Below are 18,524 nucleotides of genomic sequence, written 5' to 3'. Positions count from 1 at the left end.
GTTGCTAGACAAAAGAGTGCTACACCGTGATAGCTTCAGACCAAAATGCTGTTCCGCTTGGCAGATCCCGATTTTCGGGTCTCGCCAGGACGGCAATTCCGATCATGATGCGAAGTTCTGCTGATCGCGGTCTGAGTTGCCCAGCATCCTGTTAAACCCGCGACAGCGGGCGGCCGGGAAAATTCCCGCCGCCCGCTGGCCTGGTGGATGATTCTTGATCATTGGCAGCCCGCGCTGTTTTGCCAGGTCCTGATTAGTTGTCCCAGGGGCCGGGGCCGGAGTCCTGCGGGTACAAGGTGGCATGGCCAGCTGATACATCCACCGAGATCTTGTTCGGCGAGTCCATGTCCGTGGCCAGCAGGTTGCTCACGTCCCCGGCCTCAACGCTCTGGCGCACATCGTAGGTGCCGCCGGGAAGCTCAAGATCCAGGGAACCTGCGCTGACCTTGGCGGTGATGTTCTGCGGTGCCGTTCCGGACAGGGCACCCGAGAGCCGGCCTGCCGAAATGTCGAAGTCCGCTGTTTGCACATCTTCCAGAGACACGTCGGCCCGGCCCGCTCCCAGCTGGACCTTGGCCGACTGCGCCGTCCCGGTCATGTCCAATGCACCGGCGCCTACCTCGATCTCCAGGTTCTTGTAGGAGCCGACAGCGTTGAAGTCTCCGGCGGCGAGTTCGAATGACGCATCCAGGCTGCCATCGTTCATTGACTCGGGCAGGGTCAGCACGGCGGTGTTTTCATCAAAGCCGCAGCCGAAGAAGCACCAGTCGCCCCAGGAATCCGGGGAGTCGACAACCAGCTTGCCGCCTTCGCGCTTCAGCTCCCAGTCCCGGGAATTGGTGCTCTCCACCTCCAAGGTGGCTTCCTGGATCTTGGCAAAGCGCAGATCGAAGCTTCCCGCGCTGGCGGTGATTTGCAGGCCGGTGACCCCCTGGACGCTGGCGCTCTGCGTGGCGTTATCCCGGCTCAGCGCGGCAAAGGCGCTGCGTGCCGAGCTGATCAGCACGGTCAGGATCACCAGGCCGCCGATCACGGCAAGGATGATATTCAGCGCCGTGCCGTTGCCCCGGGGCTTGCCGTTGGGCTGTGGAGGAACCGGCGGCATTGGGGTGGTTTGCGTGTCAGTCATGATCCGTTCCTGTCTGTGTGGCTGGTGCCCAGGTTGTGCATATGCGCCAGGGCGGCCAGCACACGCCGGTTGCCCGTTCCGTCGGCTTCCAGTCCGAGCTTTTGGAAGATGGAGGTGATGTATTTTTCTACGCTGGCTTCCGAGAGGAAGAGCAAGGCGGCAATCGCCTGATTGGATTTTCCTTCGGCCAGCGCGGCCAGTACGCTGCGTTCCCTATCGGTCAGCCGCTGCATCCGGTCGTCGTGGTTCCGCCGGGTCAACAGCTGCGCCACCACTTCCTGGTCCAGGATCGTGCCGCCATCAGCGATCTGTTCCAGCGAGGCGATGAACTCGCTGACATCGGCCACGCGGTCCTTGAGCAGGTAGCCGATGGCCCCGGGCTGGGTGGAGATCAGCTCCGAGGCGTAGCGTTCCTCCACATATTGGGAGAGAACCAGCAGCGGCAGCTCAGGGTAGGCCTTGCGGATCTGCAAGGCCGCCCGGATGCCCTCATCGGTGTAGCTTGGCGGCAGCCGCACATCCAAGATGGCGATCTGCGGGAAGTCCTCGGAGGTGGCCGAGCCCAGGAAGTCCATCAGCCCGGTGGCATCGGGCAGGTCGGCGACGACGCGGTGGCCGCTGTGATCCAGCAGGCGCACCAGCCCTTCGCGCAGCAGCACCGAGTCCTCGCAAATCAGTACACGCATGGCACGCTCACTTCCACGGTTGTTGGTCCGCCGGCAGGGCTTTGAAGGTGCAGGGTTCCACCGGCTGCCAGCACCCGGTTGTTGATGCCATCCAATCCGCCGCCGGGGGTGATCCGGGCCGAGCCCACGCCGTTGTCTTCAACCCGCGCCCACAGGTGCGGCTGCCCGTTGGCTTCGCGCACCCGCACGGTGACCAGGCAGCGCTGGGCCCGCGAGTGCTTGGCGGCGTTGGTCAGCGCTTCGGCGATCGCGAAGTACACGGCCGCTTCGGCCACCCGGGGGTAGCGTCCCTGAAGCTGCACATCGAGCTGGACCGGAATATGCGAGCGGCCGGCGACCGCGGATAGCGCCGCGTCCAGGCCGCGGTCATCGAGCACCGAGGCGTAGATGCCGCGGGTGAGCTGGCGCAGCTCGGTGATGGCCGACTTGGTGGAGGCGTGGGCCTCGGCCACCAATTCCTTGGCCTGCTCGGGGTTGCTGTCGATCTGCTGATGGGCCAGGCCCAGGGTCATCGCCACCGAGACCAGCCGGGGCTGGACTCCATCGTGCAGGTCGCGCTCGATCCGGGTGCGTTCCACCTCGGCGGCGCGCACCGCGCCTTCGCGCTGCACCGTGGTGCTGCGCACCCGCTCGGTCAGTTCGGTTTCCCGGGCCAGGGACCCGATGATGCCGACGGTGATGCTTCGGTGCAAGAAGGCGGTGCCGATGACAAGTCCGGCTCCCGCGATGGCCAGCAGCATCAGCCACGGGGCCTGGGCGGCCGGGGTATGCAGCGAGAAGGGACCTGCCACAGTCTCTGCACTGGAAAGCGGAGCGAAGGAAATGATCGCGAAGTGCACCGTCCACTGCAGCACGCCGAGCATGATTGTGCCGGCGATGCAGGAGAGCACCAGGCTGCCCAGGGCTGCCCACATGCGCCCGTCGCCCAGCGCGCGGCCGAGGGTTCTCAGGTACTCGCCGAAGCCGGGGCCGCGGCGGGCCGGCCAGTGCAGCGGCACCGCGTCGATGCCGTAGAGCCCGCTGATGCGCAGGATCTCCGCGCGGGCCACGGCGAAGAGGGTGGCCAGCAACGCGGCCAGGAAGAGCAGTCCGATGCCCAGCAGCGGGACCAGCCCTAAGCCCAGGGCCAGCCAGGCGATCAGCAGCGAAAGCCCGATCGTGCCGAAGCTGCCGAGCACTGCCAAATGCAGCAGGGTGAGGCCCAATTTCAGCGGAGGGCGCCCGGTTGAGGTGCCCGCGAGGGACCAGGGTGTCGAAGTCATAATTCAACAGTAGATTGCGCAGGTCAGTGCGGATACCGAGGGAACCGGAGAAGTTCATTAGGGAAAACCCGAACTTTTTCGTCCCCCGGGCTCTGGCCATCGATGCCGGTCAAGCGCAAGATGGTGGCATGAACATCGCTCCTGCCCTGAGAATTGAACCGCTGACCGAGCCGAGGATGCCGGATTTCGCTGCGGTAGTGAATCCCAATCACCGCGAGAAGCACTGCTGGTGCCTGTCCCATCGGCTCAGCGCCCAGGAGATCCGGGACCGCGGAGGGGAGAACCGCTATGAAGCGATGTGCTCGCTGAGCCGCGAAAAGATCGCCCCGGGAGTCATTGCCTACCTGGATGGCGAGCCGGTGGGGTGGTGCAGCATTGCGCCGCGGGCCCTAATTCCAAGGCTGCAGAACTCGAAGCTGATTCGCCCGGTGGACGAGGTCGCGGTCTGGAGCATCATCTGCATGGTAGTGCGGGCAGGCTATCGGCGCAGGGGAGTGAATCGCCAGATGGTGCTCGGCGCGCTGGACTATGCCAAGAGCCTGGGTGCTCCGGCGGTGGAAGCATACCCGGTGGATCCCGAGGGCAGGATGGATCTGACCATGGCCTTTGTCGGGACCCGCAAGATGTTTGAAGAGGCCGGCTTCGAGGTAGTTGGCGTCAGCGATGCCCTGGCCAGCCGGCTGCCCAGGCTGATCATGCGCAAGATGCTGTGAGGTCCGGTCTTGCGGCGGCGGACCGGGGCTAGCGTTTCTCGGTGAGCGCCTTGACTCCCAGCAGGCCCTGTTCATCCAGGCTCTTATGGAAGTACGAAGAGATCGCTGTTCTGGCCGCGTCCCCAGCGGCCACCGGGTCGCCGGCCTCGATGGCATCGAAGATGGCGCGGTCCAGGGAGACGACCTTCTTCATTTCGCGGGTTTCATTATCCGCGTGGCTCATCTGGTCATTCATGACCTGCAAGATGGCGCCGGCGACGGCTTCGCCGCAGATCCGCAGGATGCTGTTGTGGCTGGCTTCCCATACGGCGGCGTGGAAATCCAGGTCGGCGCGGTTGAAGGAATCGGAGCCGGTGCCGGACTCGATTTCCATGCGCTCGATGGCATCGCGCATCGCGGCGAGCTGCTCCTCATTGTGCATGACTGCCGCCAGCTGGCAGGCAGAGCTTTCCAGCACGATGCGGAATTGCACCAGCTCGTCGAGCGACAGCGAGGAAATCCGGGTGAGGTTGGCGAAGGACCGGCCCAGATGATCCGTGGACACCGGCAGGACCACCGGGCCGCTGCGGCCTCCGGGCTTGGAAGCAATGAGCCCCTGGCTTTGCAGCACCCGGAGCGCTTCGCGAACCGTGGGGCGGCTGACCGAGAATTGAGCCATCAGCTCGCGTTCGCTGGGCAGATGCTGTCCCGGCTTGATCTCCTTGGACAGGATCGCTTCTTCGATCTGCTGGACTACCCGCTCGTAGGTCAACGTTGGCACGGCCGGCGTAAAAGTCAGCTTGCTCATCTGGTGCCTTTCCTGGATCGAAAACACTCGGTTGAGGACAAAGATATCCCAGCTGGCGCTTCAATGGCAGGCAAAAACGAAAACTTCTCTAACTGGTAAGACCAGAAAACTTAGTAGAAATATCAGCATGGATGGTGTTTCATGGATCACATCACTCATTGTCACGTTGAACGATGGAGAATCATGAGCGCGAAGAAGAACCTCTGCCGGTTGGTTACGACAGCACTTGTTGGCACGCTGGCCTTGAGCGCTTGCTCGGCCGGATCAAGCTCGACCGCGACCCAGGACGCCAGCCAAAAGTCTTCGGTCACCGTGGCGTTGACCGGCGAGCCGGTCAACCTCGATTTCACCACGACCGCCGGCGCCGCAATTCCCCAGGCGCTCATGTCCAACGTCTACGAAGGCCTGGTCGAGATCGACCAGGACGGCAAGATCCAGCCCCTGCTGGCTGAATCGTGGGAACTGGGCAACGGCAACAAGACCTATACCTTCAAGCTCCGCGAGGGCGTCACCTTCTCCAACGGAGAAGCCTTCACCGCTGATGACGTCAAATTCAGCATCGACCGGGTCAAATCCGATGCCTGGGTTTCCAGCCTGAAAGCCAAGATGGACATCGTCGATTCGGTGAAGGTCATCAACGACACCGAAGTGGCCGTCACGCTGAAGAAGCCGAGCAACGCCTGGCTCTTCGACATGGGAACCCTGGTCGGAGCCATGTTCGACCCCAGCGGCGTCGAGGATTTGGCCAGCACCGCAATCGGCACAGGGCCCTATGAAATCGAAGCGTGGAACCGCGGCCAGTCGATCGACTTTGCCACCCGCGACGACTACTGGGGCCAGAAGCCAGCGGTCGACAAGGCCACGCTGCGCTACTTCGCCGACGCGGTGGCAACAACCAATGCCCTGCAATCCGGGGACGTAGACGTCGTGTACAACATGCAGTCTCCCGAGCTGCTTTCCTCCTTTGAATCCAATGACCAGTTCCAGGTCTTAGAAGGAACGTCCAATGGCGAAATCGTGTTGTCGATGAACAACAAGAAGGCGCCCTTCGATGACAAGCGCGTCCGCCAAGCGGTCATGTACGCCATCGACCGCCAAGCGGTGGTTGATACCGCCTGGAATGGCTACGGCACCGTAGTGGGCGGACCGGTCCCAACCACAGACCCCTACTACGAGGATCTCAACGACGTCTACCCCTATGACCCAGAGAAGGCCAAGCAGCTTCTGAAAGAAGCCGGGGCAGAAGACCTCAGCATCACCTTCACGGTACCCACCAGGCCTTACGCAACTGCGGTATCCGAAATCGTGGTCTCCCAACTGGCCGATGTCGGCATCAAGGCCAGCATCGAATCCGCGGAGTTCCCGGCCGTATGGCTGGATCAGGTCTTCACGAAGAAGGACTACCAGATGTCGGTGGTGCTGGCCGTGGAAAGCCGCGATGTGCTGGCCATGTTCAACAACCCGGACTACTACCTGGGCTACGACAACTCGAAAATCAAGGACATCGCGGCCAAGGCCGATGCCGCCGATGAAGCAGGCTATGTCGCGGGCATGAAAAAAGTCGTGCGGACCATCGTGGACGACGCTGCGGCCGACACGCTGTTCATCTTCCCCAACATCGTTGTCGCCAAATCGGGAGTCACCGGCATCCCGGAAAACTCCGTCACCGAAGCACTGGACCTGACCGGGATCGGCTGGAACTAGCAAGCCGCCGTTTGAGGGGAAACGCTGATGGGACTTCGAATACTGATCAATGTGGCGAGGTTTGTCGTCACCTATGTGGTTGCGACCGTGGCGGTGTTCTTCTTCATGAGGGCCATCCCCGGGGACCCGGCGCAGATCGCGCTGGGCGTGAATGCAACGCCCGAGCTGTTGGCCAAGACCCGTGCCGAATTCGGGACGGACCGTCCGCTGATCGTGCAGTACTTCGATTGGGCGCTGGGCCTGCCCTTGGGCGACTTCGGCACCTCATACGTCACGCGGCAGGATATCAGCCCGCTGATCGCCGACCGGGTCCAAGTCAGCTTGATCCTTGTCATCATGGCAATGATCGTTGCGCTGGCCATCGCGGTGCCCTTTGGAACCTACGCCGCGGTCAAGCACCGCAACCCCAGCGGCATCCTGATCAGCGGGATCAGCCAGCTGGGCGTGGCGATTCCGAACTTCCTTGCCGGCATCCTGCTGGTTGTGGTGTTTGCCGTGGGCTTGGGCTGGCTGCCAGCCAATGGCTGGACCCCGCCGGGGGCCGACTTCGGAGACTTCCTGGCCCGGGTCATCCTGCCGGTGCTGGCGCTGGCCTCGGTCCAGGGCGCGATCCTGACCCGCTACGTCCGATCGGCAGTCATGGAAGTAATGAGCGAAGACTATCTGCGGACCGCGCGGTCCAAGGGGCTGGGCAAAATGCCGGCACTGGTCAAGCACGGGCTGCGCAATGCATCGATTCCCGTGCTGACCGTGACCAGCGTGCAGCTGGCGGCGCTGATCATCGGGGCCGTGGTCATTGAACGCGTCTTCGTGATTCCGGGCCTGGGTTCCATGCTGCTCGATGCCGTGGGAAATCGCGATCTGCTCACCGTCCAGTCGGTGGTGATGGTCCTGGTGGCCATCACATTGATCATCAACCTCGTGGTGGACGTGCTTTATACGATCCTGGATCCGCGCATCAGAAAGGGAGCGTAATGGCACAAGTACACGCTGTGGCCAAGCCCGCGAGGCGCAAGCTCTCGCCGACCTTGATTGTGGGCGGATCGCTGGTAGCGCTGGTGCTGCTCGCTGCGCTGCTCTCCTTCATTTGGACGCCCTACGATCCCATCCAGGCGGTCCCCGCCGACAGGTTGCAGGGCTCCAGCGCCCAGCACCTGATGGGCACCGACCGCTACGGACGCGACGTGTTTTCCGGGGTGCTCTACGGTGCGCGCATCACGCTGCTGGTCGGCCTGGTGGCCGTGGGCATCGCGCTGCTGATCGGCACCCCGCTGGGGATCCTGGCCGGGATGCGCGGCGGGGTGGCCGAGGAAGTCTCGATGCGCGGCGCAGACATCCTGCTGGCCTTCCCGGCGCTGCTCGTCGCCATCATGTTCGGCGCGGTCTTCGGGGCCAGCACGCTCACCGCCATGCTCGCCATTGGCATCGGGTCGATTCCAGGATTCGCCCGGGTCGCGCGCAGCGGGACGCTGCAGGTCATGAGCACCGAGTACATCATGGCCGCCAAGGCTGCGAGCCAGAACGGCCTGCGGATCGCCCGGCGCCACGTGCTGCCCAACATCATCGGCATGGTGGTTGTCCAGTGCTCCGTTTCCTTTGCCATCGCGGTGCTGGCCGAAGCCGCGCTGTCCTTCCTGGGCCTGGGCACCCCTCCACCGGTTCCGTCCTGGGGGCGCATGCTCCAGGAATCGCAGCAGTTCCTGGGCACCTACCCGATGCTGGCGGTATGGCCGGGCCTGGCCATCGCCACGGCGGTCCTGGGCTTCACTCTGCTCGGTGATGGCCTGCGCGACAGATTCGACCCGAAGCTGAACGGAGAGCGCTGAACCATGGCTGACAACGACGTGCGCTCAAGCCTGTTGGACGTCTCCAACCTGGCGATCAAGACCAAGACCCGCACCTTGGTGGCCGATTTCAACCTGAGCATGAAACGCGGGGACCGGGTAGGCCTGATTGGAGAATCAGGTTCCGGCAAGTCGATGACCGCTTCGGCACTGATGGGCCTGCTTCCCGAAGGAGCCAGCGCGCAAGGCTCGATCCAGCTGGCCGGGCATTCCGGAAATCTCGTGGACGCCAGCGACAAGGAACTGCAGAAGATCCGCGGCAAGGACATGGCCATGGTTTTCCAGGAACCGCTGACCGCGTTGAACCCGTTGATGAAGGTCGGGCGGCAAGTCGCCGAGATCATGACCACCCACAAGGTAGTTGCCACCAAGGCCGAAGCCCGCAAGCGTGCCGTGGAACTGCTGGCCTCCGTGAAGCTGCAGGATCCTGAACGCGCCGCACGGGCCTATCCCCATCAGCTCTCGGGCGGCCAACGCCAGCGTGCCATGCTGGCCATGGCCCTGGCCAACGACCCCGGGCTGCTCTTATGCGATGAGCCGACAACGGCCCTGGACGTGACGGTGCAGCGACAAGTGCTGGAGTTGATCCAGGAATCGGTGGCCGAACGGGGCACCGGGCTGCTCTTCATCACCCATGACCTCTCCGTTGTGGCCAACGTCTGCGACCGGGTCCTGGTGATGAACAACGGGCGCATTGTCGAAGAAGGAAGCACCGCCCAGGTCTTCAGCAACCCGCAGCATCCCTATACCCGGGGCCTGCTGGCGGCCTCGGACCTGAACGCGACCGATGCCGAGGGAAGGCTGTTCACCGTCGCTTCGGCCGCCGCCTATACGCCGCCCACCATCGAGGATCCGCAGGCACAGCCTCAAGTGCAAGCCGAGGCCGAGAAGCCCGCTGCGACCGCTGCCCCGCAGGCAGCCGCCGAGGGCAATCAGCTGGTGATCAGCGTCAAGGACCTTGTCAGAACCTATCCTGCGGGCCGCACGGCGCTCTTCGGCAAGCCCGGCGAAGTCCAGGCCCTGCGCGGAATCTCCTTTGACGTGGCCGCCGGGCAAAGGTTCGGGGTGGTCGGAGAATCGGGGTCGGGGAAATCAACCCTGCTGCGCATCCTGGCAGGGCTCGACCAGCCGACCTCCGGCAGCGTGCAGGTGGCAGGAAACCAGATTGCCGGAGCCAAGGAAAAGGACCTGCTGCAGCTGCGCCAGCAACTGCAGATCGTCTTCCAGGATCCCATGGGCTCCCTCGATCCGCGCATGAAGGTCAGGGACATCATAGCCGAGCCTCTGCTGGCACCGGGCCAAAAGGTGGACAGCGCAAAGCATCGCCGGCAGGTCGCTGAGATGCTGGGGGCCGTGGGGCTGCCCGCGGAGGCTGCCGAGCGATTCCCGCACCAGTTCTCAGGCGGGCAGCGGCAAAGGATCTCCATCGCCCGCGCACTGGTTTGCCAGCCCAAGGTCCTGGTTGCCGATGAGCCGGTGAGCGCGCTGGATGTTTCGGTCAGGGCCCAGGTGCTCAACCTGCTCTCGGATCTGGTCGACGACTACCGGCTGACGCTGGTCTTCGTCTCCCATGACCTCTCCGTCGTGCGCTACATCTGCGACAACGTGGTGGTGATGAACCATGGGCAGATCGTGGAGAGCGGAACCACGGAGCAGATCTATGGAAATCCGCGCCATGAATACACCCGGACATTGGTCAATTCGTCGATGTCACTTCGCGAGGAACTAGCCTCCCGCTAGGCACGCAGCACATACTGAGAGGCCCGCATGTCACAAATATCAGAGCACTCCACAGCCCTGCACCAGCTCTCTGCCCGTGAACTCGGTGCGGGCTACGCGGCGCGCGGGCTTTCGCCGGTCCAGGTGGCTAGCTCGGTCATCAGCCGGGTCGAAGAACGCGAACCGGTGCTCAACGCCATGTACGCCTTCGATCCGCGTGAGGTGATGCGCCAAGCCCGGGAAAGCGAAGCGCGCTGGGCCAGCGGAAGGCCGCTGAGCGCCCTGGACGGGGTGCCGGTGACGGTCAAGGAGAATATCGCCCGCAAGGGAATCCCGATGCCCTCGGGCACCGCGCTGTCGAATCCCGCCATCCCCGCGCAGAACGCGCCGATCACCGATCGCATCCTGGAGGCGGGCGCGGTGATTGTCGGATCCACCACCATGCCCGACTGGGGCATGCTCTCTTCCGGGGTTTCCAGCCTGCATGGAATTTCACGCAGCGCATGGAACCCCGAATGGACCACTGGCGGGTCCAGCGCCGGAGCGGGGGCTGCCGCGGCCGCCGGGTATGGCCCGTTGCATGTCGGCACGGATATCGGTGGCTCCATCCGGCTGCCCGGCGGTTGGCAGGCGCTGGCAACGCTCAAGCCGAGCGCCGGGCTCATTCCCCTGGACGTGCCATATATCGGCCGGGCTGCCGGTCCGATGGGACGCAGCGTTGCCGATATTTCCCTGTTCATGTCGATCCTGGGCCAGCCGGACCTGCGCGATTACACGGCACGCCCGTATCCGGCCATGGACTGGGCCGCAGAGCTGCCTGGCGTGCGGGGCCTGAAAGTCGCGCTTCACCTTGATGCGAATGCCGGTGATCCGGTGGAACCGGAAATAGCCTCGGCAGTTTCCGCCGTTGCCGAGGTCTTTGCCGCGGCAGGTGCCCGGGTTCAGGTGCTGGCCCCCTTCATCGATCAGGGCATGCTTGATCGGCTGGATGGCTTTTGGAGGACTCGATCGCTGGCCGATTACCGTGAACTGCCGGCCAGCGAACAGGCGAAAGTGCTGGACTACATCGCCGCGTGGTGCACCGATGGCGCAAAATTCGATGGAGCGCAGACCATCAGGAACTTCGGAGCCATCGACCAGATGCAAAAGGCGACGATTGCCGCGACCAGCGCCTACGACCTGGTGATCTCCCCGGTGTCGCCGATGCCCGCCTTCCGCGCGGAACAGCCGATGCCGAACCCCGATCCCCACGCCACCATGAGCCACATCGGCTTCACCGTTCCCTACAACATGTCGGGGCAGCCCGCCGCAACGGTGAACTGCGGATTCACCAGCGACGGCAAGCCCATCGGAGTGCAGTTCTCCGGACGGGTGGGTGCCGATGACCAGGTGCTCGCAGCGGCCAGCTGGTACGAGTCGCAGCGGCCGGCCAGCGCTGTGCCCAACTGGCTGGCCCTGGACTAGGGCGGGAGGAGCGGCTACCGGGTGTTGCTGCCGAACGAGGCCAGAGCGGACAAGGCGATCTGCTCGTCCTTGGCCAGCAGGTGCCCGTAGTACTCGAAAAGGCTGCTTCGCGCCAGGTGCTCGGCGAGGTGGGCGTCCTGGTCGCGTATGGCCTGGAATACCTGGTCGTGGTGGTCGATGGTGCGTTGCATCAGCGCATGGTCATCGGGGCTCTGCTCGATGCTTGCGGCGATGAGCTGCTCGATGGAGTCGCGCACCGCCTCAGCGGAAATGCGCAACAGCGCATGGCCGCTGGCATTGGCCACAACATCATGGAAATCCAAGTCGGCCTTGCTGAAGGCCTCTTGTCCCTGTGCCCGGGCCGCGCGCATCCGCGCCATGGCCTTTTCCAGCTGCAGCAGATCGGCTTCGGTACGCCGGGTGGCGGCCAGGGAATTAGCCGATGATTCCAGGGTCATGCGGTAAATCAGCAGGTCCGCGAGGCTGGATGCCGAGGCCTGGGCCAGCCGGGAGATCACTTTCTGCAAGGGGCCCGAGGTCGGTGCCAGGATCACCGCCCCGCGGGGGTCGCCAGGACGTGAAGCGATCATGCCGTTGCTTTCCAGCACGCGCATGGCTTCGCGCACCGAGGAGCGGCTGACCTGGAAGGCGGTGACCAGTTCGCGTTCGCCGGGAAGGTGCTCTCCGGGATTGAGCTCGCCGGAAAGCACCTGGCGTTCAATGTGATCGACAATGGCTTCGAAGGCTCGCGCCTTCGGTGGTTCTGCGGGCTGCAGTGGCTGCGCCATGGGCGGTATCTTCCTCGACTCGGATCAATTTGGCGGTGTGAAACGGCCGTCGATGGCGGTCCATCCGCCGTCAACGCTCAACACCGATCCGGTGACGAAGCTCGACGCGTCGGAAGCCAAATACACGATGGCTCCGGCCATTTCCTCGGGTTTCGCCCAGCGCCCCAGGGCGCTCTTGGTGGCGTAGGCGTTGTACCACTGCTCATTGGCCTTGATCTGCGCGGTCAGCGGGGTTTCGACAACTCCCGGGGCGATGACATTGACCCGCACTGCCTGCTCGCCGAACTCTGCCGCGGCGGTGCGAACCAGCTGCACCAGCGCGGCCTTGGTTGCCGCGTAGACGCTTTGTCCCGGCTCCACCACGGAAGCGCGAATCGAGGCCACGCCGATAATGGATCCGCCGCCGTTGGCTGCCAGGCGCGGTGCGAAGGCCTGGATCAGCGAGAATGAGGCGCGCAAGTTGAGGTTGACGACCTTGTCGAATTCTTCCATCGTGTAATCGACGATGCGCTTGCGCACGTTCATGGCAGCGGTGAAGACCAGGGCCGAGATGTCCTGGTAGGTTTCGGCGGCGGCCCGGACCGCGTCGTGGTCGAGCACGTCGAGCCCGATGGCCGTCGCATGGCCGCCGAGCAGGGCTGCCGTTTCCCGGGCGGCCGCTTCGTTCAGATCGGCGCAAATGACCTGGGCATTGTGCGCATGCAGGGCGAGGGCCGCTTCGCGCCCGATGCCGCTGCCGGCTCCGATGACCAGCACGCGGCGTGAGGCGAACTGAAATAATTGCGTGTAGTCCACTAGTGGGCTTCTTTCTCTGTGGGCTGCTATGGCCGGATCAGCGCCATGCGGGTTACGGTGAACTCTTCTATGGCGAAGCGCGGGCCTTCCCGGCCAATGCCCGAGTCCTTGACCCCGCCGTAGGGCATGATGTCCGAACGGAATCCCGGGATTTCGTTCACGACCACGCCGCCGACCTTGAGGGTGTCGATGGCGCGGAATGCGGTCTTGAGCGAGCTGCTGTAGATGGCCGCCTGCAGCCCGTACCTGGAGTCATTGAGGATCTCGAAAGCCGTGTCGAGATCGGGGACTGTTTCCAGGCAGATAACGGGCCCGAAGATTTCTTCATTCCATAGCTGCAGATCCCGGGGGACATCGCGGACCACGGTTGGCTTCAGGGCCCTGCCCTCCAGCTCGCCGCCAGCCAGCACCTGGGCGCCATGGGCCGCGGCGTCGTTGATCCAGCCCAGGATTCGCTGTGTTGATGCCTCATTGATCACGGGCGCTACCCGCGTTTGCGCGGAGCGGGGATCGCCAACGGCGACTTCGCCGAGGCGCTCCAGAAGCTGTGCCTGAAACTCCTGGGCGATTTCCTTGTCCAGCAGCACCCGCTGGATTGAAATGCAGGCCTGCCCGTTGGCGTAGAAGCCGCCGCGCAGAACGGCGTCCACCGCCTGGGGAATGCTGGCGTCTGCGGCGACAATAAAGCCGGTGTTGGAGCCGAGCTCGAGCACGGTTTTCCGCGGGGCGGCGTTCTTGGCAATTTGATGTCCTACAGCCGCGGAACCGGTAAAGGAAACCACCGCGGAACGCGGGTCGCCCACGAGGCGTTCGCCAACGTCGATGCCACCGGTGACCAGTTGAACGGCTCCGGGGTTCACCGAATGCTCGGCCAATGCCTCGCGGATGATGTGCACTGCCCACAAGGTTGCGAGGGGAGTGTTGGGGGCCGGCTTGAGGATAATGGGGCAGCCAGCGGCAATTGCCGGGGCCAGCTTGTGGCTTGCCAGCAAGAGCGGGTAGTTGAAGCCGGCAATGCCGACGACGATGCCGGCGGGCTTGCGCACCCAGAAGCCCATCATGCCTTCGCCCGATGGCTGCAAGTCCAATGGAACGGTTTCGCCATGGATATGGGCGACTTCTTCGGCGGCCGAGGACCAGGTGGTCAGCGTGCGGGCCACTTCCACCCTGCAGTCAACCAGCGGCTTCCCGGTTTCGAGAACCAGAAGCTGCTCCAGTTCTTCGCGATGTTCTGCCAGCCGGTCATGAACAGAGCAAAGGATTGACCGACGGGTACCGGTGCTCAGCCCTTCGACCTCGTCGGCTACCTTCTCGGCGGCGTCCAGGGCCTGGGCTGCGTGATCCACGGTTCCCACCGGTGCGGAAGCAATCAGCGAAGAATCGAAAGGGAAGACGATATCGGCGCTGTCCTCGCACGGAACCCAATGGCCGCCGATCGGCAATCCTTCTGGATAGGCATTCAGGTAAGTCGACACCATTCCTACTTTCGAGCGGTCGCTAGTGGAAGTTTTACTGGTCAGACCAGTAGGTGTTCAAAGCTAATCAGTGATCTAGCTCGCAGTCAATGGATTTATTAAAAGTGACCCCATAACTGAGCAAAAATCGATGAAACCATTGACAAGCAAAAATGCTCGGGGAACAGTAATGGTCAATGAAGAGTCTCTGGATACCGAACCGGAGAATCGGTGGTTCCGGATCCGGGCGGTGAACATGTCAACCACGTGGCGCAGTAACGTATCCCTGGCGCGTGAAACAGCCGGACTCATCAGCGAACGCATACTTTCAGGGCGCTACCAACCTGGCGAGCAGCTGCCACAGGCGTGGCTATCGGAACAGCTCGGCGTCAGCCGGACCCCGCTGCGCGATGCGCTGAACCTGCTTGAAAACGACGGCATGATTCAGATTGATGACCTTGGCCGGGCCTCGGTAACCCGGATGGCAAGCCACCTGCTCAAGGAAGTCCTGGCCTACCGGCGGATCATGGAAACCGGCGCCTGCGAACTCGTGCAACACGGCACAGCAGCACAACTGGAACAACTCGCGGCTGGCAATCCCGGCCCATGGACGCCTCGAAGCCGTTCAGGATTCCACACCGGTCTTCTTGAGTGCAGCAGGAATAACCAGCTTCGCAGGTCTGTGCCGCTTGTGCGCATGAGCGAAGAAGTATTTCTGCCTGCTTGTGCCTGGTACGAAGAAGCCGCTGCATCCTTGGATCGCCATATCGAGACGTCGATGGCAGCGATCATCCGTGGCTCTGTTCCACAGGCGCAGCAGGAGCTGCAGAAGTATTTTGACGAACTGCTCAACTTGATCGATGGCAATGAAAGGACCGCGTCGTGAACAGCTATTCCATCGCAGTAATCCCCGGAGACGGCATCGGTCCCGATGTCATGGACGGCGCCCTGGAAGTACTGGCGGCGACCGAGGATATTTTTAGCCTCTCCATCAAGTACCACCACTACAAGGCAGGTGCGAAGCATTATCTAGCCACCGGCGAACTGTGGAATCACGATCTGGCGCAGCAGCTGCGGACCCATGATGCGGTGCTTTTTGGTGCCATGGGCGATCCCTCGGTAGAACCAGGAATACTGGAACGCGGTTTCATCCTTGCGATGCGCCAGGCCTTCGAGCAGGCAGTGAATCTGCGGCCGGTCAAGCTTTATCCCGGCGTTGCGACTCCCATCGCCGGGCTCACCCCTGAACGCTGCGACTTGGTCATCGTGCGGGAAAACACCGAAGGCGCCTATGTGGGGCAAGGCTCCACCATCCATGCCAATACGCCTAATACTGTTGCCATCCAGGAATCCGTGAATACCCGGCAGGGGATCGAGCGGGTTGTCGAATACTCGTTCAAGCTGGCCATGAACCGCCGCAAGAAGCTGACCCTGTGCCACAAGAAGAACATCCTCATTGAAGCCGGCAAGCTGTGGCAAGACGTCGTGAATTCCGTGGCCACACGATATCCGGAAGTCAACGTGGATTACGTCCACGTGGATGCGATGTGCTTCCATCTGCCGGTAGCCCCGGAAAAGTTCGACGTCGTGGTTACCGACAACCTGTTTGGCGACATCATCACGGATCTCGGCGCGGTCATCCAGGGCGGACTAGGGGTTGCGGCCAGCGGGAATCTGAATCTTGATGGCTCGGCACCGAGCATGTTTGAAGCGATCCACGGTTCAGCCCCGGACATCGCCGGAAAAGGTTGGGCGAATCCGGTAGGAGCGATTCTCTCCGCCGCGATGATGCTGGCCCACCTGGGCGAAAAGGCAGCGGCGCAGGCAATTGAAGCGGCCGCCGTTAACGTGCTGAAAGACCTTCCGGCGCTCGCCGGCCCGGGCATGGGCATGAGCACGACGGAAATAGCTGCAGTGGTTTCCTCGCAGATCCGAACCGACTTCAGCAAAGTCGAGGGGCTGTCGGTGATGGACAGCCTGGCGGAAAGCCGCTGAAGCCCAAGCCCTTGCGAAGCCCGGGTTGGCCGAACGTCCACCTCCAGGTGGCCATGCGTTTGCCATCCATCCATCGGTTCGTCAGCTATGGCCGATAGCGTCGCTATCATGGGACGGCTATTCATGGCGCTGGGAGATTCCTTCACCGAAGGCGTGGGGGACTGGGAGCCCCGGCTGCCCAACGGCGTGCGCGGCTGGGCCGACCGGGTGGCCAAGCAATTGTCCAAGGCGGACCCGCAGTGGCAATACGTGAACCTGGGGATCCGCAGCCGCCGCCTGGAACAGATTATCGAGGAGCAGATTCCGGTGGCGCTGGCACTGAAACCGGAAGTGATTACCTTCTATGCCGGCGGGAACGACATCTTGGAGTTCCGCAAGGATATGAAAATTTTCCTTGAGCGATACTCCCAGGCCGTGGCCGACCTCGTTTCGACCGGAGCCAAGGTCTTGCTGTTCACCGGCTTCGACATCCCGGTGCATCCGGTTTTGGCTCCGTTCAAGAGGCGGAACTGGCGTTTTAACGAGTGCGTGCGCGAATTGGCGCTGATGCATCCGGAGAATGTGGTGCTCGTGGATTATTGGCAGTGGCATGCCTACCGCGATAAGCGCATGTGGGATACGGATAAATTGCATATGAACCGTGCTGGCCACCGCTATATGGCCATCCGGATCCTTGAGATTCTCGGTTCAGAGCACCACTTGGAGTTTGATCCGCTCGGTGCTGCCGAGCGGGTGGGATTCTGGCAGGCCACCCAGCGCGATGTGGAATGGCTGCGGCAATGGGTGCTGCCGATGTTCGGGCGCCGGCTGCGCGGAGTGACCCTGGGCGATGTGCTTCAGCCGCGGTGGCCAGAACCGATGTATCCAGCCAAGGGGATGAAAAAGCAATTCCGCAAACGCCGCGCACTTTCGGATGCGCGGCATTTGCGGAATTCAGAGGTGTCCTAGCGTTTGGTCCGGGCCTAGCCCTCTGGTGCTTCCATGGACTGCAAGGCTTCTGGGCTCATCCAGGAAATTTCCCAGACGTGGCCGTCGGGATCCTGGACGGCTGCCTGGTACATTCCGGGGAATGGCTCATCAGCTGGGCGGTAGATGCTTCCGCCGCCGGCCTGGGCGTTGGCGACAAATTCATCCACGCCGTCGCGGGTCTCGGAAGACAGGGCGTTCAGTGCTTCGCGCTGGCCGGAGCCAAGGCCCGGCTTGTCGCCGTTGACCAGGAAGCTGGAGAAGAATTCTTGCTGCAGGCTCATGACGAAGATGTTCTCGTCGATGATCCAAGAGGTGGCATTCTCATCGGAGAAGGCGGGATTCTTCGTGAAACCCAATGCCTCGTAGAACTTGTCGGCTGTGGCTAGATCTGCGGTTGGAAGGTTGACGAAGATCATTCGGCCCATGGCTATTCTCGCTTCAGTCTCGGCGGGTGCTGCTTGATGGCAAGTACTACTCTGCGCCATGCTTCGTGCCAGATCAAGGGCACAGGCCAACTTCCGGCAGGATACGACAAGGCCCCGGCCAGGGCACTGTGGCAGTGCCGCTGGCCGGGGCCTTGAAAGCACCCTGAATGCAGTATGGGCTTAGGGCAAAAGTTGAGGAAGCCTAAACGAGCGCCTTGGTGATTTCCAGCGGAATGCGGTCACGGGTGTAGGTGATGTGGTCGTAGCCGTGCGGCTGAGGCGTGCCGTCCTCGCCGATGTTCACGAAGACGATCTTCTCGATGGTGAGAATCGATTCCTGGGTGAAGATGTTGCGCACTTCTGCGCGCAGCGAGATTGAAGTCCGGCCAAAGTCGATGGCAGTCAGGCCCATTTCGATCAAATCGCCTTCTTTTGCCGAGGCGATGAAGTTGATTTCGGACATGAACTTGGTGACAACGTGCTTGTTGCCCAGCTGGATGATGGAGTAGATCGCAGCTTCTTCATCGATCCAGCGCAACAGGCTGCCGCCGAACAGCGTCCCGTTTGCATTCAGATCTTCTGGGCGAACCCACTTGCGCGTATGAAAAGTAATACCCTTAGCCATGCTCAAAATGCTAAGCCAGCCGGGCCGCTTTGCGCTGTTAGTTGATGCACAGTGTAGGTGAAAACACATATGGTCCGCCGCGGGGATTTACTTCAGTCCCCGGGGCATGGAAGGCAGGATCCGCACCTGGTGTTCTCGCTGCGTGGCTCGCGGGTGCCAACCGCG

The 18,524-nt window shown here is 62.6% G+C and carries 18 protein-coding genes; 9 read left to right on the top strand and 9 right to left on the bottom strand.

Annotated elements, in window-relative coordinates; genetic code table 11:
- Window positions 1–253 precede the first annotated feature (253 nt).
- From AOZ07_RS15400 to AOZ07_RS15390, 3 genes are read right to left on the bottom strand one after another with little or no spacing between them, the layout of a single operon-like run.
- A complete protein-coding gene (locus AOZ07_RS15400) occupies window positions 254–1,129 on the bottom strand; it encodes a DUF4097 family beta strand repeat-containing protein (RefSeq protein WP_060702788.1) in 876 nt (291 codons plus the stop codon).
- Entirely contained in the window at window positions 1,126–1,815 is a 690-nt protein-coding gene (locus tag AOZ07_RS15395) for a response regulator transcription factor (protein ID WP_060702787.1), read from the bottom strand. The genes AOZ07_RS15400 and AOZ07_RS15395 overlap by 4 nt, the downstream gene beginning before the upstream one ends.
- Window positions 1,803–3,077, bottom strand: a complete 1,275-nt coding sequence (locus AOZ07_RS15390) for a sensor histidine kinase (protein WP_084793299.1) — start codon at window positions 3,075–3,077, stop codon at window positions 1,803–1,805. Before AOZ07_RS15390 ends, AOZ07_RS15395 begins: the two co-directional genes overlap by 13 nt.
- A gap of 128 nt (window positions 3,078–3,205) precedes the next feature.
- Between AOZ07_RS15390 and AOZ07_RS15385 the strand changes: the two genes are divergently transcribed.
- Window positions 3,206–3,790 carry a GNAT family N-acetyltransferase gene (locus AOZ07_RS15385; RefSeq protein ID WP_060702786.1) on the top strand — a complete coding sequence of 195 codons (585 nt, stop codon included), beginning with the start codon at window positions 3,206–3,208 and terminating at the stop codon, window positions 3,788–3,790.
- Window positions 3,791–3,818: 28 nt separating this feature from the next.
- On the opposite strand, the gene AOZ07_RS15380 is transcribed toward AOZ07_RS15385, so the two are convergent.
- Window positions 3,819–4,577: a FadR/GntR family transcriptional regulator gene (locus tag AOZ07_RS15380; protein ID WP_060702785.1), complete on the bottom strand. Its 759-nt coding sequence runs from the start codon at window positions 4,575–4,577 to the stop codon at window positions 3,819–3,821.
- 183 nt (window positions 4,578–4,760) lie between these two features.
- Between AOZ07_RS15380 and AOZ07_RS15375 the strand changes: the two genes are divergently transcribed.
- Genes AOZ07_RS15375 through AOZ07_RS15355 form a run of 5 tightly spaced genes read left to right on the top strand, consistent with a single transcriptional unit; the run spans window position 4,761 to window position 11,308 of the window.
- Window positions 4,761–6,281, top strand: coding sequence for an ABC transporter substrate-binding protein (locus tag AOZ07_RS15375; protein WP_060702784.1), 1,521 nt, complete (start codon window positions 4,761–4,763; stop codon window positions 6,279–6,281).
- 27 nt (window positions 6,282–6,308) lie between these two features.
- Window positions 6,309–7,256, top strand: a complete 948-nt coding sequence (locus AOZ07_RS15370; protein WP_060702783.1) for an ABC transporter permease — start codon at window positions 6,309–6,311, stop codon at window positions 7,254–7,256.
- Complete coding sequence (locus AOZ07_RS15365; RefSeq protein WP_060702782.1) at window positions 7,256–8,107, top strand: ABC transporter permease; 852 nt, start codon at window positions 7,256–7,258, stop codon at window positions 8,105–8,107. The genes AOZ07_RS15370 and AOZ07_RS15365 overlap by 1 nt, the downstream gene beginning before the upstream one ends.
- Window positions 8,108–8,110: 3 nt before the next feature.
- The gene (locus tag AOZ07_RS15360) at window positions 8,111–9,865 is read left to right on the top strand and encodes a dipeptide ABC transporter ATP-binding protein (protein ID WP_060702781.1); all 1,755 of its coding nucleotides are present in this window, start codon (window positions 8,111–8,113) and stop codon (window positions 9,863–9,865) included.
- A gap of 27 nt (window positions 9,866–9,892) precedes the next feature.
- Complete coding sequence (locus AOZ07_RS15355; protein ID WP_060702780.1) at window positions 9,893–11,308, top strand: amidase; 1,416 nt, start codon at window positions 9,893–9,895, stop codon at window positions 11,306–11,308.
- A 14-nt stretch (window positions 11,309–11,322) separates the two neighbouring features.
- Here AOZ07_RS15355 and AOZ07_RS15350 read toward each other — a convergent pair whose 3' ends face one another.
- The 3 genes from AOZ07_RS15350 to AOZ07_RS15340 are packed head-to-tail and all read right to left on the bottom strand — an operon-like array spanning window position 11,323 to window position 14,369.
- The gene (locus tag AOZ07_RS15350) at window positions 11,323–12,096 is read right to left on the bottom strand and encodes a FadR/GntR family transcriptional regulator (protein ID WP_060702779.1); all 774 of its coding nucleotides are present in this window, start codon (window positions 12,094–12,096) and stop codon (window positions 11,323–11,325) included.
- Window positions 12,097–12,120: 24 nt separating this feature from the next.
- Complete coding sequence (locus AOZ07_RS15345; RefSeq protein ID WP_060702778.1) at window positions 12,121–12,891, bottom strand: SDR family NAD(P)-dependent oxidoreductase; 771 nt, start codon at window positions 12,889–12,891, stop codon at window positions 12,121–12,123.
- Window positions 12,892–12,917: 26 nt separating this feature from the next.
- A complete protein-coding gene (locus AOZ07_RS15340) occupies window positions 12,918–14,369 on the bottom strand; it encodes an aldehyde dehydrogenase family protein (RefSeq protein ID WP_060702777.1) in 1,452 nt (483 codons plus the stop codon).
- Between the two features lie 166 nt (window positions 14,370–14,535).
- Between AOZ07_RS15340 and AOZ07_RS15335 the strand changes: the two genes are divergently transcribed.
- The 3 genes from AOZ07_RS15335 to AOZ07_RS15325 all read left to right on the top strand — a co-directional run bounded on the left by AOZ07_RS15335 (window position 14,536) and on the right by AOZ07_RS15325 (window position 17,288).
- Window positions 14,536–15,231 carry a GntR family transcriptional regulator gene (locus AOZ07_RS15335; RefSeq protein WP_060702776.1) on the top strand — a complete coding sequence of 232 codons (696 nt, stop codon included), beginning with the start codon at window positions 14,536–14,538 and terminating at the stop codon, window positions 15,229–15,231.
- The gene (locus AOZ07_RS15330) at window positions 15,228–16,340 is read left to right on the top strand and encodes a 3-isopropylmalate dehydrogenase (protein ID WP_060702775.1); all 1,113 of its coding nucleotides are present in this window, start codon (window positions 15,228–15,230) and stop codon (window positions 16,338–16,340) included. Before AOZ07_RS15335 ends, AOZ07_RS15330 begins: the two co-directional genes overlap by 4 nt.
- 108 nt (window positions 16,341–16,448) lie before the next feature.
- Complete coding sequence (locus AOZ07_RS15325; RefSeq protein WP_060703507.1) at window positions 16,449–17,288, top strand: SGNH/GDSL hydrolase family protein; 840 nt, start codon at window positions 16,449–16,451, stop codon at window positions 17,286–17,288.
- 14 nt (window positions 17,289–17,302) lie between these two features.
- Here AOZ07_RS15325 and AOZ07_RS15320 read toward each other — a convergent pair whose 3' ends face one another.
- Together AOZ07_RS15320 and AOZ07_RS15315 are read right to left on the bottom strand one after the other, a co-directional pair.
- Window positions 17,303–17,734, bottom strand: a complete 432-nt coding sequence (locus AOZ07_RS15320) for a VOC family protein (RefSeq protein ID WP_060702774.1) — start codon at window positions 17,732–17,734, stop codon at window positions 17,303–17,305.
- Between the two features lie 202 nt (window positions 17,735–17,936).
- The gene (locus tag AOZ07_RS15315; protein WP_075972515.1) at window positions 17,937–18,359 is read right to left on the bottom strand and encodes an acyl-CoA thioesterase; all 423 of its coding nucleotides are present in this window, start codon (window positions 18,357–18,359) and stop codon (window positions 17,937–17,939) included.
- Between the last annotated feature and the right edge of the window lie 165 nt (window positions 18,360–18,524).

The sequence above is a fragment of the Glutamicibacter halophytocola genome, from assembly GCF_001302565.1.
In the GTDB taxonomy this organism is placed as follows: Bacteria; Actinomycetota; Actinomycetes; order Actinomycetales; family Micrococcaceae; genus Glutamicibacter; species Glutamicibacter halophytocola.
This window is presented reverse-complemented; position numbering and strand designations above follow the sequence as displayed.